This window comes from Leucobacter sp. NPDC077196 (assembly GCF_040687075.1).
Taxonomy (GTDB): domain Bacteria; phylum Actinomycetota; class Actinomycetes; order Actinomycetales; family Microbacteriaceae; genus Leucobacter.
The window spans coordinates 1-14,452 of the sequence record NZ_JBFBML010000027.1; the positions used below are offsets into that span (position 1 = coordinate 1).

General features: G+C 55.2%; 7 protein-coding genes. 1 reads left to right on the forward strand and 6 read right to left on the reverse strand.

Annotated features, from left to right (window positions below; genetic code table 11):
- The first annotated feature begins 202 nt into the window (after nucleotides 1-202).
- Nucleotides 203-634 (forward strand): hypothetical protein, encoded by a 432-nt coding sequence (locus tag AB0O71_RS14900; protein ID WP_363746564.1) that lies wholly within the window; start codon nucleotides 203-205, stop codon nucleotides 632-634.
- A gap of 37 nt (nucleotides 635-671) precedes the next feature.
- Here AB0O71_RS14900 and AB0O71_RS14905 read toward each other — a convergent pair whose 3' ends face one another.
- From AB0O71_RS14905 to AB0O71_RS14930, 6 genes are all read right to left on the reverse strand, one after another.
- The gene (locus AB0O71_RS14905; protein ID WP_363746566.1) at nucleotides 672-4,364 is read right to left on the reverse strand and encodes a DNA-binding protein; all 3,693 of its coding nucleotides are present in this window, start codon (nucleotides 4,362-4,364) and stop codon (nucleotides 672-674) included.
- A gap of 8 nt (nucleotides 4,365-4,372) precedes the next feature.
- The gene (locus tag AB0O71_RS14910; protein WP_363746568.1) at nucleotides 4,373-5,839 is read right to left on the reverse strand and encodes a hypothetical protein; all 1,467 of its coding nucleotides are present in this window, start codon (nucleotides 5,837-5,839) and stop codon (nucleotides 4,373-4,375) included.
- A 205-nt stretch (nucleotides 5,840-6,044) separates the two neighbouring features.
- Nucleotides 6,045-9,062 (reverse strand): DEAD/DEAH box helicase family protein, encoded by a 3,018-nt coding sequence (locus tag AB0O71_RS14915; protein WP_363746570.1) that lies wholly within the window; start codon nucleotides 9,060-9,062, stop codon nucleotides 6,045-6,047.
- Complete coding sequence (locus AB0O71_RS14920; protein ID WP_363746572.1) at nucleotides 9,062-10,990, reverse strand: site-specific DNA-methyltransferase; 1,929 nt, start codon at nucleotides 10,988-10,990, stop codon at nucleotides 9,062-9,064. Before AB0O71_RS14920 ends, AB0O71_RS14915 begins: the two co-directional genes overlap by 1 nt.
- 53 nt (nucleotides 10,991-11,043) lie before the next feature.
- The gene (locus tag AB0O71_RS14925; RefSeq protein WP_363746574.1) at nucleotides 11,044-13,929 is read right to left on the reverse strand and encodes an SNF2-related protein; all 2,886 of its coding nucleotides are present in this window, start codon (nucleotides 13,927-13,929) and stop codon (nucleotides 11,044-11,046) included.
- Between the two features lie 423 nt (nucleotides 13,930-14,352).
- Nucleotides 14,353-14,452 (reverse strand): integrase core domain-containing protein (locus tag AB0O71_RS14930; RefSeq protein ID WP_363746576.1); only part of this gene is annotated, 100 nt, incomplete at its 5' end.

The window sequence follows — 14,452 nt, forward strand, 5'->3', positions numbered from 1 at the left end:
CCTAGAAGACCCGAAAACGCGCGACAGCACCAGGCCTCCGGAATTGGGTACCAACTGGGTGGACTAGGCGTACCAACTCAGACGATCTGCCAGTGGTCATGCTCCTAGTGAAACAGGTACCACCGACATTGATGACGTACACACCAAACGCAAAAACCCCCGGCAAAAACCGGGGGCTTGTATCGCTGGCGTAATAGACGCGTTGTCGAAAAACTCTACCCGTGGATTCACCCCTGTTACGCTGCGGAATCTCGCCCAGGAATACCCAGCAGTTTCGCCGACCAGGAATGAACAACAGTTTCAGGTTCACAATATTGGCGACCGGCTCGGACAGGAGAAGGTGCGTGAGATTCTGCGCCGGTATGGAGAAGGGGAAAGTGCCCGTTCTCTAGCGCAGGAGTATGGCGTTGCACCATCAGCACTCGTGCGGCTACTCCGAGAGAACAATGTAGTGGTGCGGCGAAAGGTCGTATCTCCGGAAACGAAGGCGCTGCTCGTCAAGGAATACGAAGAGGGCGCCACGGTCGCGGAGCTAGAAGATCGGCATCAGCTTTCGCATGGATCAGTGCTACGAGCGCTGCATAGGGCAGGGGTGCAGATGCGGGCGAAGGCACCGCGCCAAAAAAAGCAATGACAACCCGGTTGCTTGCTTTGATCACCCCATGTGTCTCTCAACTCCCGTATCGCTTGTGCACCTTCATCGGATTGCGATCATCCTCAACTTTCGTAACGATGCCCCGCTGCTTCAGGGACTCGAGCAGCCTGAGATTGTCGGGGGTATTCGGCACCTTCGGCTTATCGCGGCCGAATCGCGTCAGCTGAGCGTAATTGCCACCAAGGGAATTCAGAACGCCGAAGAGCTCCGCGTCTGACGTCGAGTTCAGATACGGCATGAGGTGATGTAGCACCTCGCTCTTTCCGATCCGATGAATCGCCATCTGTTCAACGACAGAGAAGCTCACGAGGATTCCGAACCTTCGAGCAGCCTTCCCGATTTCGACAAGGCCAGCGACCCCACCGGCTGACGTGTACTCGCCAGCGCTCTCGATGATTATTCGCTTCGCTTCGTCCGTCACCGACGCGCTTGAAAGCACCTTTGCCACGTCGGCACCGAGGAGTTCCGGCGTTAGCCACTCTGTAAACTTCGGCGACACGGCGATGACGCGCTCTCGTGTTGCCCAGTCCGTCGAAGCGAGATGCTCATAGGTCGCGGCGTCGTCGGAGATCACCCGGCGAGCGACTAGCTCGGGATACAGATCACCTGACTCGACGGGCAGATCAGCGACCACTAGACACGCCTTCAGCCCGAGACTTTCCGCCAGCTTTGCTCGGAGCTCAGCGCTGAGTGCGGAACGGGTCGAAATCAGGGCGACAGCGAGACTGCGCTTCTCGTCCTCGTCGGCATCTTCGTGCTCAATAATCTCCTCACCCGACGCGAGCACCACGGCGAGATTCACATCCACACTGCCGATCTGCTCTATGTATCTCGTCACATTCGAGAACGTGGCCGGGAACTTATCGTGCGCTGCAAGCACGGGCCAGGTTTCCTCGGGCACATCCTCAAGATCCGCAATGTGGCTCTCGTCTGAGGCGGCCTCGATGAAGCGCTCGAGCAGTTTCGGCGAGGCTTCGTGCACCTCACCAATAACCACATGGAACCGGTCGGCCGCATGGTTCGTTGCGGTGTGACCGTCGACAGCGTCGAGGTAGCCCGGCAACTCGGCAATCGCCTTGGCGTAGACGTCGGCACGGTGAGTAGCCCTGAGCTGGTCGAGACCAAGACCGACCTCGTCGCCGACCGCCGCCTGGAGATTCGACAGACTCATCTCATAGAGACCAAGCTTCACGAATGCTGGTCGCACGACGTCGCTCGTTCCCGAAAGATCGGGAAGCGACAGTCCGGCATCTTTGAACAAGAGGGCGATACCGTCGGCACGCGCAGTAGGTAGCGCAGTGCTCGCGATTGCGGGCAGCTGCGCATAGTTCGCAGCAAGAAAGGCCTTCACCTTCTCTGTCACGGTTTGCTTCGTCTTAACCTCCAAGCTCGCGAGGCAGGCGCTCACGAGCTTGGTCCTCGTCTCATCGTCGAGCTCGACGTCCGCGATCAAATAGTTAAGTAGTCGCGGACTCCGTGACGTGAGGTTCTTCACCAGCGCTTCATTCGACACGCCACTTCCCAAGTAGCTTGCGAGGAACTTCTTGCTGTCTTCGTCGAGGCGTGCCAGGGCCGCGATCATGACGTCTGCGTCGGCATTGTTTGCGCCCAGCAGATAGTCCAGGATCGCGATATTGAACAAAGCAGGATCCGCGAGCGACCGGGCTCCTCGCTCACGGATCACAGCCTCTACGTCCTCTGCTGTAAGGACAAACTGTGCATCCATGAGTCCAGGCTCGACGTGATGGATGATGAAGTTCGTGGCCGCAGGACTAACGCGGTCCCCGTGGAATGTCGATGTGTAGAGCGTGAAGTTGCGGTCGATGTAGCCTGAACGAATCAGGTTGAACGCGAGCCCTTTCGTGAACAGCTTCTCTGCCACCGCAGCTAGCGACTGTGAGGTGTCCTCGTAGTCGACCAGGAAATCGGGCTGACTCATCAGCTCGCCCATGTCCGACGTGCGTAGAAACGCGAGCTGTTCCTGTAAATCCCGGACCTGCTCGGACTCCGCCTCGTCGTCGCCTTCGCGCCAGGCTTCCACGTCGAGTGTGTCGCCAACGAGCGCAGCGATATCGCTTCGAGACAGCGTGAACGACCTGCCGCCGTAGTACGGATTATTCCACCCCACGGTACGGTCCTCGGACTCGGCCAGCTCACGCCAGAACTCGATCGACTCGAACTCTGTGGCGTCGGCGCCTCGTCCGTTCAGGATGTACTGGCCGTCTTGAGCGCGGACGTTATTCAATGAACGCACTATAAGATCTATCCGAGCGACCAACAGCTTTCCGAGCCGTGACGCCCTCTGCTTCGCGGCCGTGCGTCGCGAGATCTCCACGCGGGCAGACCGAAGCTCGCGCTCAACGCGCCGGATGTTCTGCGATACAAGCGTCCGGCTGACCTCGTACAGCTTGTCGAGTTTGCTCTTGCCGAGCCGTATGACCTCAAAATCACTGAGGTGTGTACTCTTGTAGAGCATCATCGCGAACAGCTGCGTCTCGCTCAGTTCAAGCTGCTTCCCGTCCCCCGCGAAGATCCTGTCCCGGAAGACAACGAACTCGTTGCGCACATTCTTGAGCAGACGCATGTCCGGTACAAATCGGCCTGCGAGGTCGATCAGGTCTGGCGACACGTCGTGCTCAATGCCGCGCAGGATCTGCGTAGTCAGGTTGCGCGCGCTCCGATGCGTGATGAACGGAACAACTGGAACGACGAGGTCAAAGAACTTGGTACGGTTCGCCCGCACGATCTCAGCCTGCGCCGGGTCTTCAATCTCGATGAGCTCCACGTCGAACTTCCGCTTCTCGTGCTCGAGGCTCACCCGGTCGAAGATGCTGTCCTTGATGGCGTAGATGAAGCGGATCGGCTTCTTGATCTGCGGCGATGCATTAAGAAGTGCGTTCAGGGAGCGAAGCGTCTCAAAAATATGGGAATCGTTAAAGCGGTCGATGTCCTCGAAGATTACGATGTCGCGCTTCGAGGTCTCGAAGAAGTAGACGATCTCGTCCAGGTACTGATCGAAGTACGAGACCGACTTCTCATCTAACGTCACGGTGGCAGGGCCTGCGGAGAACTGGCGGATGTGGATCCGGCCATGAAGAAGTACGCGAGCGGCAACAATCGCGCCTGTTGCGAGAAGAGCGATGATTGGGTACACCCAGAGACCCAGCTCAAGGAGAGGTCGGAGTGTTTGTTCGATCGTCCCCGCCCAGCCGAGGATCATGAAAGCAATCGAAACAGTCACACCCCCTATGAGTGCGAGCGCAATCTCGCGTCCCCAACTGAATCGTTCGATTCGGCGGAAGCGCGAAGCGCGAGCGGACTTCGGATCTTCTCGGTAAAGCAGCTGTTTGACGATCTCCTGCTGAATGCGGTTCGTTGGCGTCCTCGCCTGAGCCGGAACCGAATCATCAACCTTGGAGTTGTCGATCGGCGAAAGCGTCGAGAGCGAGAGCTCCACCACGCGGCCATCGTGACTTTCAGCGACGCGCCCTAAAATGCTGCTCTTACCGACGCCGTAGTTGCCGGAGAGCGCGATATTCAGAACATCGTCCTTTTTCAGGTTTTCGGCGATGGCCTCAGCGTATTGCGCGTGTTCCTCGTCGATGAACTCAGGCGTCAGAGCGGTCAAGTCCCAGGCCGGAGCCACAGGCTCGTCACTGAGAATACTCTTCGCCTTCCTCGCACGCTGGCCCTTGAAGTAGTCCTTCATTCGCTTGATCACAACTCTGTCTCCGTCCCCTGGTTAATAGGGAGCTCGTCGCCAACTTCAATGTTTGAGGCGGACAGAGGCTTACGCGCATCCACGACCGAGGATCGCAACGTCATGCCAACACGTGAAGCTACCACGGCTACAACTGAAGGAAGTCGGCGAACGCGGTCGACAGAGCTTTTGGTGCCTCGATACTGCACGGCGAGGAACCACCCGTGCGTGGTACTGTCGGACGTCAAGTAGCTCGGAAGCTGCGCCTCAATCCCGTTCCAGAATTTGCCATTGTGCACCTTCTTGACCTCAATCAAGACTCGCGCCGTGGTTCCGGATGCCGCCTTGAAATCGACCGGTCCGCGTCCAAGCTCGACCTCCCGATCGATCTCGACATTGAACTGACGCAGGTACGGCTGCGCGAGTCCGAGGAACAGTAGCTGCGCCGCTTCTTCAGGCTTCTCTGACCCGTCCGCGTTCCAAAGCAAGCTCCATCCGCGCTGCTGCTCAACGAAGTGCTGGAATCGATCGACGAGTTCGCCAACCAGCGTGAGCAGGTCATCATGTGATATGACAGTCCGCGCCGCAAGCGGATTTTCGCCTGCATAGGCAACTGGCGCCTGGTCCCACTGGACGACGCCCAACGGGTCAGCGCTGAAATCATAGCCGCGGATATCCTTCCTGCTCGTCTGTTCCCGAGCCCACTCACGCACTCGATCGGGATGACTGCGTGCCCATCTAACGATGTCAGCTTTCCGCACTGCCTCCCCAACCTGCAGGTTGAGCGTGAGCCGGATGTCCTCATTGAAGTGGGAGTCGAACCAGTCATCGGCGTTAAGCGTCGGAAGTTCATTGAGTAGTGCTCGCGGTAGCAGTATGACCGGCCGGCCATCTTTCGGGTTCGTTGGTAGCAGTACGTCTTCGGCGATCCATCGGGCTGCTTCAAGTGACACACGCGCCGACTTCACTCGATGGGTGTCGAGCGGTATGTCGTGTCGTTCGGCGATCGCCTGGGTGTACTCGATAAAGCGCGCTTTAAGGACGTTAACTGTGGCATCAGAGATCCGGTCAGGACCGATACCGACGTTGAGGATACCGATCTCTTCGATGTGTTCGGGGTGCGTAAGTCCGGCTGCGATTGCGGTCGCGATACCGTCAGCCATGGTCGCAGCAAATCGGTCACCCGAGCCGGAGCCACTCGTACCGCTGGCTGCATACCCCAAACCGACCTCAAACGGCTCCGGAAAGGTTAGGAGCCGCCGAGCTGCTTGCGCCGAGACGGATGTTGAGCTGGTCGATTTCGCCACCAAGCCGTAACAATGCACGAAGTGCTCAATAAGCTGCTCGTGGGCATCGGCCCACTCTCCTCCTGCTTCAAGGAGCAGCAAAGGGTCGATAAATAGCTTTGTATCGACTGTCAGATGCGGATCGAACCAATCGTCGTCAGCTGTCTGAGTGACACCGAAGTGCTCCGAGAATCGCATGGTTACGCGCACCCCGACGGCGAGATAGCTTGAAGCTCGGCTGGCATGTCCGCTGAGTCCAGCGGGTCGTCACATCTAGCGATCGAGCGCGGTAGCTTCGTAGCTCGCACCGAGCTTCTCGGACACAGGGAGTGTATACCCTGAGCTCCGCCTCGAACGACTTGATTGCGGATGAGGCGAGTTTCGCGCAGCAGGAGGGTGCGCATCACACCCGCCACTTCCCGGGCACGGACACCGCGTAGTCACCGACACCGATAGCTTTGAAGTGCTGAGTCGCGGCCTTGATCTTCGCATTCTCGCTCGGGCGTCGTTTCGCTTCGTCGTCGGTACTCTTCGTCTCGCGAATCATATAGACCCGCTCCTCGCCGTCTTCGTGCTTCACGATCGCCCAGTCAGGGTTATAGGGCCCAACGGGTGTATCGATCTTGAACTTGCTCGGCAGCTTCATGAAGAACTTAATGTCTTCGCGTCCATCAAGGAGCTCAGCGAACTGACGTTCAGGCTCAGACTCATAGATGACGTAGTCAAAGTCCGACTTCTCAGCGTTTTCTAACTTGTACATTTGGTCGAGGAAGCGATCTTTCTCGTCCTCACCGTCCTTGAGAAGCTGTCGCAGCTCGTAGATCGAGCCATTGATCTTTTGGTACTGGACCCCGTCAACGACTATCTTCGCAAGCTCAGTCTGCATGATGCGCTTGGCCATTGTGATGAAGTCATTTGGATTCTGAATGAACTCCTCTAATCTGCCGCTCTGTAGCAAGATGTCGACAATGGTGTGACGGGTGAGCGAAGTCGCCTCCTGAAGCTCACCGATGATGTTTGGCAGGTCGTAACTGCCGCGCAACTCAGCCGAGCGACTACCAAGCTCCGTGCCTTTCGCACCCCCTCGAAGCACCTTCACCCCAGCACGCGTCACCTGGATGCGAAGCGGCTCAATCGTTGGTGCCGCACGCATCGCATCGACTGTGCTATTGATCAACCGCTCGCGATCGACATTCACTCGGTATGTTGTGCGCTGCGTGATCGTCTCCCAGAACTGCTCAAACTCTGGGTTCGAGAAGAGCTGCTTGTTCAGCTTGCGCGGTTCACGTCGACTGGCCTGCTTAACGTACTTACCGATGTTTGCGCGACCAATCAGTTCTGCAATATCCCGCTCATACGGATCGAACTCCTCAGGCAGATCAAGCGTGAAGCCCAGCTGATTCGGCTGGAACTTCGGCGTGACAACGCCATCGTCGATAAAGCCCTTTGCCTGCAGATGGTTCCAGACTGCGACAGACCGCTCGTATCCAAACACAGAATCTGAGAGAATTCCGTCGTCGTCTCGAAGTGGAATCTTCGAGAACTCAGCCCGGCGCACTCGTCCAATCTCGACGCCAGCCTCCTTGTAGTCTTTCTGCAGCTCATCCGCGAAGCGCTTGTACGACTCGTTGGAGATCACCGTCAACGTTGCAATCCCAGGATCTGAGACACGGACATAGCCATCGACACTTCGTGCTACCGGAAGGCGGAGCCCACGGCCAAGAGTCTGGCGACGCTCCGTATCCTTGCCGATCTCTCGGAGTGTACAGATCTGGAAGACATTCGGGTTGTCCCAACCCTCGCGAAGCGCTGAGTGGCTGAAGATAAAGCGAACTGGTTCCTCTTCGGAAAGGAGACGCTCCTTCTGTTGCATGATCAGCTGGTACGCGTCGTCATCATCTTTGGTCTTGCCAGTGGTGTCCTGAAAGGTATCCACAGCACCCTTCTTGCCTTTGAGTACTGAGAAGTAGCCTCGACGCAGTTCAGACGGATCCTGCGGCAGCAATTCCTGCCACACTGCAGAACGAGCACGCTCCTCGCGAAACACTTCATCGAACCACTGAACAAACTGGCCATTTGCGTCGTTATTGTTCGTGCCATCACCGAGGAAGTTCTCAACCTTGTCGATAAAGAACAGACTCAGCACTTTGATGCCCTTAGAGCGGAGCTGTGTCTCCTTGCGAAGATGCTCACGGATCGTTTCGCGAATCATCTCTTTGTAGATTGCGCCCGTCGACGCACCGATTGTTTCGCCCTCACTCAACACACCATGCATATTGAGTTCGATATTCCCGGGAACTCCGCCAAACGAGATATTCATCTCGCTCATCACGCGCCAGCCTTCGTAGGCAGGGTTGTCAGTAATGCGAGGATCTGACAGCTCCTGATTGGGCCTCACCGTGACGAGGCGTCGCTCAAGGGAACCGTCAGCCTTACGACACGATAACTCGAGACGTGCGCCCCAACCCTTGTCGTTGCGAACCTCGACAAGTTTTACATATGGGGTCGCGTCTGCGCCCAGCTGCTGGACGTCAGCGACAACGATCTGCTTCACGAGCCCGAGGTCGTGCGCGTCAACTGGGTCAAGCCGATAGACAACATTGCGGAGAGTCTTATGGGTCGCACTGTAACGAAGCGTGAGAACAGGCTCAAGCTCGCCGACGGCAGATTTGGAAAGGAGCGACTCCATATTCTGCGGCTCATCCATAATGACGACCGGGTGGGTCGCGCGGAGATAGTCGATCGGCTTTAGGCCATTTAACTTATCTCGGTTCTGGTGGATGATTCGTGTGTTTGAATTGCCACGCACAGAGTCGATCGTCATGATCATGATCTGCACGTTCGTGGAGGTTGCAAACGATTGGACTTCTTCAGCACTCTTACCGCTATAGACCATCGAGTCGAAGGTGATGCCACGCTTCTTGTAGAGGCTTTCAAAGTGCGTACGCATCTGACGGATGCTCGCGCTCACGCCCTCACGGATAGCGACACTTGGAACAAGGATCACGAACTTCGTGAAGTTGTACTTGTCTGCGAGTTCAAAGATTGTGCGGAGATATACATACGTCTTGCCGGTACCCGTCTCCATCTCGATATCGAAGTCGAGGGTTTCGGTACGGAACTTCGGTACAACTTCAAGGCCGTTGCGATCTTGCACACGCTGCAAGTTTGCGAGCACAGTGTCTTCGTCAAGCACCAGACTATTACCGACCGCGCCGACCTCTTGAGCAAGCTCGTCTTCGCTGAACTCGAATGCAGCCTGTCCGTCGTCAATCGGGGTCGGCACTGCAAGCTTGCCACGAAGCGTGGTTTTGAACTGCTCGGCGTCCTTAGGCTGCCCGTCTAGCAGGTCAACCACGGAGGCGATAGCGTCAAGCTGATACTGCTGGCTGTCGTCAAACTGAAATGCAGTGCTACTCATTACGCCGTCCAGAACTCAATGCCCTTGCTCTTGCAGAGCTGAGCGACGTTAGTTTTAAGTTCGTCATCACCCTTGAATGCATCTTCAAGGACCACGAGTCGAATCGGATCTGCTTCTGCAACCGCACGGAGCTGGTCGAGCGTCGGCTTAACATCTTCGTTCAGATAGGCGAGGACAACACCATCAGCAACGGAGCGCAAGTTCAAGCCAGCGATGTCGATTGACGAAATGTCTTCCGTCAGCGAGTAGCCCTGTTTGAGAAGAATCTCAGTGAGAAGGTCGTCTGCCGAGGCTTCGTCGGCGCTACTGCTTTCGCGCAGATCAAGAAGGTGCTGTTCGAGTTTGTTGAGCTCAACTCCGCTCGACTGCTTCCACTTTGAGAAGTTTGTGTCGACGAGGCGATATGCGCGAAAGCCAATGTCTAGAGGCGCCAGGCCTTGGTCAAGTCGTTCAGCAGCTTCTGCTACCACCTTGTCACCGGCAAGCTCAATTCTTGCCCGCGAGACGTCTGCGATTGTTCTATATCCTGCCTCGTAGGCAACTGAACTTTTCGGTGTAGGCTCTGGCAGTTGCACCTGAATGTGTCGACGCGAGCCTCCGTCCTCTGCGTTGAGCTGCATAACAGCGTGTGCGGTAGTGGCCGATCCCGTGAAGAAGTCCAAGACGATCGAGTCGCGGTCTGTACCGATAGCAAGAATCTCTCGGATCAGCGCGAGCGGTTTAGGAAAGTCGAAGACCTTCTTGCCAAATAGTGAGTCGACTTCCTGAGTTCCCTTGTTGGAAATAAACTCCTTTCCTAGCCAAACTGTCTTCGGTGCTTCGGTAATTCGACGAACTTTCTGGAAAATTCTAGTAACACCGTCGCTTCCATTTCGGGCTACGAGCTCTCCTTCCATTTCGCGCGCTTTATCCTTGCCCCACCGCCAAACGCTCTCTAACCCTTCGACTGTGATTGCTTCAACTTGCGTCGCATACTTAGGGTCTGCGCTGACTGCCATGAGTCCGTTTTTGTCAATGGAATAGGTATCTACGAAGAAGGGGTATCGAAGGTTCGGACGATTCCTAGAGTTAAAGGCCTTGGTGTTCTGGTTGCGAAGCTCGCGAAGGTTAAAGCCTCCCAATTCATCTTCAAACTTGAAGGTCTTACCTTCGATGGAAATCTCGTTAAGTTGCAAAGCCGCTTCACTACGCGAATAGACCAGAAAGTATTCGTGACTCTTCGCGAAGAAGCCGTATCGTCGGCCCTCGGTCTTCACGATCGTCGTAACTTGAGCAACGAGGTTGTTCTCTCCGAATATCTCGTCGCATAGCTTCCGGAGATGGGGCTGTTCCGATTCATCGATGCTAATTGCGATGACGCCATCATCCGTCAGCAAGTTGCGTGCAAGCTTGAGACGCGGATACATCATGTTCAACCAGTTTGAATGGAAACGGCCCTCAGTCTCAGCATTTGTTGAAAGCCTTCCACCGTCCTCGTTAACTTGGCGAGACCACTCAAGGTACGTATCCACGCCTTCGACGTAATTGTCTGGGTATACAAAGTCTTTGCCTGTGTTGTACGGCGGGTCGATGTAAATCATCTTGACCTTGGCATGGTAGTGCTTTTGGAGCACTTTCAATACCTCAAGGTTGTCACCCTCGATGAAGACGTTCTTCGTCGTGCCCCAGTCCTTGGAATTCTCAAAATCTGGACGGAGGGTCGCGGTTGTTGGCTCCTGAGCTGCACGCAATGCTCGCTTCTTGCCAGGCCAGAACAACCCAAAGCGCTCGCTAGTATCGGCAACGTCGCCGCCTAGCAGTTCCTTGAGCTTCTCCACATCGATCTTGCCATCGGCAATTGCTTCTGGCATCAAATCGGCGAGCTGGTCGGCAAGCTCAGTTTGGAAATTTGGTGTTGTAGATGGTGTCTCGTAGATTTCGTCGTTCATGGGTGCTTTCTTCGTTGTCTTAAATGCTTGATATCTTTTGCAGTCGGTATGACTTACGGAGTTATTCGCCAGCGGATTGCAAAGAGGTGTTCGCTTGACTGCGTGCCTTGAAGCGATTGCTCGATCAGGTCTAGCTTCTCGTCGATCTCCGCCTGAAGCTTTCTGCGTTCAACTCGGAAGTCGTCATCGGCTTCATCTGCTCGTCGTTCCCATTTGCGAGCCTCGCGCTTTAGTTTGAGCTGCTCCACCGGATCGTCCGCCTGCCTCGCGGCTTTGCGGACTTCTTTCTCCTTGGCGCGGTACTCACGAATTTTCGCTTCATGCTCGGCCTTGCGATCTTGCTGATTGCGATATAGCAGTTCTTCTTGTTGGTCGTAGTACCGGGAGTTTCTGCTTTGAACTTCCTTCTCAACTTCGGCCAAGCGGATGTTGAGTTGAGGTTCAAGCATGGCGGTGTTTACAGCAGCCGGCTGATCACTGACGTTCAGGCAGGCAAGTTCAAGGATGTCGGCGACATACTCTTCGTCGAGCCATTTGCCCTCATCTGTATAGCCACCAGCGAGCATGTATGACTCAGAAATATCCTCGTCGCGAGCACTCATCTTGAAAGTTACAAGATTGACCGTCAGCTCCCCCGATTTACCTTCAAGCTCCTTTACAGCAGTGCTGGCACGCTCAGACGCTCCGATTGAGAAGGTGAGTTCACGCTGAGGAGTGTCGTGCGCCTTGGCAGAGGAGGTGACGTACTGAGCGAGTGGACTTGCGTAGCGATATTGGTGTGCATTCGACTGAGGTTTTGACTTAAAGAAGTACCTGCCTGTTGGGGTGCCCTCGGTAGGGGCATGGTTCAGCACAAAGTTCCGGCCGTCTTCTTCGAATGTGGCCATGTCTCGAAGTTCATGTCGAGTAATAGTGAGGAGAAGCTTCTCAAACTTATTCAGCACCTCGCCCGACTGTGCATCGTATGCTTTCAGCCGGTCTTGGACGTGGGGATCGAGATTATCGAAGACCTTTGCTTTGGCGCTGGCCATTTCCTTGGAGATCTCTCCCGCATACTGTTCCTCTAGCTGTTTGAAGGCCGAATCAATTTCGTCAGATGTTTTACAGCGGGTGAGAATGTCGCTGATTCGCTTCTCGAAGTCCAGACCATCCTCGATAGCACCAAGTACCTCATCACTGGCACCAAAGACGCTCGAGAACAGTTGAAACTTGTTCGTCAACAGTTCGAGAATGCGCTGCTCCGCCAAGTTGCCCTTGTTGGAGAGGTTGACTACAACGACGTTATGCTGCTGCCCGAAACGGTGCACACGTCCGATACGCTGCTCGACTCGCTGCGGATTCCATGGCAGGTCATAGTTAACGAGCATCGAGCAGAACTGAAGGTTAATTCCCTCTGCAGCAGCCTCGGTAGCAATCATGATCGTGCCTTCATCGCGGAAGTAGTCCACGAGAGCCTTCCGCCGATCCACTGATTGAATACCTGTGATCAGGTCTCCGTCTCGATTCTTCTCAAGCCACGCTTTGTAGATCTCTGTCTGCTCTGGCGAGTTGTTGTTACCGTTGAAACGCACGACGCCTTCACCGCGACCCGCTTCTTTGAGGGAGCGCGCAATGTAGTCTTGAGTCTTGGTCGAATCAGTGAAGATGATTGCTTTCTGAGCCGCCCCGAGTTCGCTAAGCCGCTCAAAGCCCATGTCGAGCGCATCCAGCAATTTGACGGCCTTCTGGTTCACCTGGATTGAGCGGGCGAGTGCTGCATATTCACGAAGTTCATCAACCTCAGCACGCATGCGCCGGAGAATATCCTCGTCGAGCGCGACATTGTGCGTATCCTCGACTGACTGTTCGGCAGCTTCAAGTACCTCTTCTTCAACTTCGTCGTCCACATCGAAATCTGCAACGAACAAGCCGCCGCGATTATCACGTCGTTTGCCTGCCGCAACTTCATCGGCCAGACGGTTCGCAATGTTCTCTAGGGTGCTGGCTACTGCATATGTGGATGATCCAAGCCGCTTACGGATAATTAGTGCGGAGAGATGACGCTGCGACCCGGCAAATGCGAACAGCTCGTCGCGTTGTAGGTAGTCGTTGACCAGGTCGTACAACCGAAGCTCATCAGCCGATGGCGTAAAGCCAACAGTGATCGCCATACGTTCGGTGAATCGAATGTACTTACTGGCGTCCTTTCGAAGCGTGCGCTTTGAAATGGTGGCCACACGATCGACGAGGTCATCGTCCCCCGCGAGATCGCGGTTCTTGATGTAGCGCTCACGAAACGCGTCGAGTGAGTAGAAGTAGTCCGGGTCGAAGATCGATACGAGCCCGTAGAGTTCTTCGAGCTTATTCTGAAGTGGTGTCGCGGTGAGTAGGACTGTCTTGTGCGTATTGCAAGCGATACTTGCAACAGCGGAAGCCATCTTCGCCTTGCCGTTCCAGTAACTGCGCAATCGGTGTGCCTCATCGGCAACAACCAGATCCCAGGATTTGAGCAGGGACGCTTCGTGACGAAGTGCGAATTCGTAAGAGCAGATGAGCACATCCGTCGACCGACCTGCTGACCGAGCAAGCAAACTGCCCTTTGACTTTGCGTCAAGGATCTTCGACGAGATCATAAATTTCTCATACAGCTCCTGCTGCCATTGCTGACGGAGGCTAGAAGGGGCAATGATTAGTATCTGTCGCTTACGCTCCGCCCAATACTGTGAGATGACAATGCCAGCCTCAATCGTTTTACCCAGACCAACCTCGTCAGCCAGAATCACACCGGGAAGAAATGGGGTCTGTAATGCAAAAAGGGCCGCATCAATCTGATGCGGCTTTGGTTCAACCTGAGCGTCAAAAAGCAAACCAGCAAGCTTTCCAACGTGATCATTCGCATAGCTTCGTTGCAGTTCATGGGCAAAATACTTTGCCTGGTAATCGCTGAGACCTGATGACACTACAAGATCCGCCGATCTACGGAAACTACCCGCTCTCTCTGAGTGTCGCGCAGGCGTAGCCCTGACAAAGCGGTGCTTGTATCGACGAACATGCATACTCCTTCCTTCGCGTCACAGCGTGTAGCTACAGGTGACCGCAGAATTTACTATCAGATTATCGGCCTCCACCGACAAACCTCGTTAACACTTGGTAATCAGTTACCGGGAGAACACTCGAACCGGGGCTGAAATCTTCTCTATTTATAGCATGATCAGGGGTTTTCGTGAAGGCCTGGAGCACGGGTGACACCGAGACACGCCAAGCCTAGGGAGTTAAACCAAGCTATGCCACACGTTGCATACTTACTCAATGATTAGGCGGCGACCGCTTCGGGCAGAGCAGATTACTCTTTATTCCGAAGCAAGTCACCGCCGTGAACAGACCTAGGTGTAGTGTCCGGCGAGGTTGTTTGATAACCGAGTGACTGGCGGGAGCTTCCCAATGGCCGAGTGTGGCCGATGTTGATTGTAGTAGTGCAGCCAC

Bases quoted from the DNA above. Each gene is read 5' to 3' on its own strand.
- AB0O71_RS14905 (WP_363746566.1), bottom strand. From the start codon at position 4,364: ATGAAGGACTACTTCAAGGGCCAGCGTGCGAGGAAGGCGAAGAGTATT.
- AB0O71_RS14910 (WP_363746568.1), bottom strand. From the start codon at position 5,839: ATGCGATTCTCGGAGCACTTCGGTGTCACTCAGACAGCTGACGACGAT.
- AB0O71_RS14915 (WP_363746570.1), bottom strand. From the start codon at position 9,062: ATGAGTAGCACTGCATTTCAGTTTGACGACAGCCAGCAGTATCAGCTT.
- AB0O71_RS14920 (WP_363746572.1), bottom strand. From the start codon at position 10,990: ATGAACGACGAAATCTACGAGACACCATCTACAACACCAAATTTCCAA.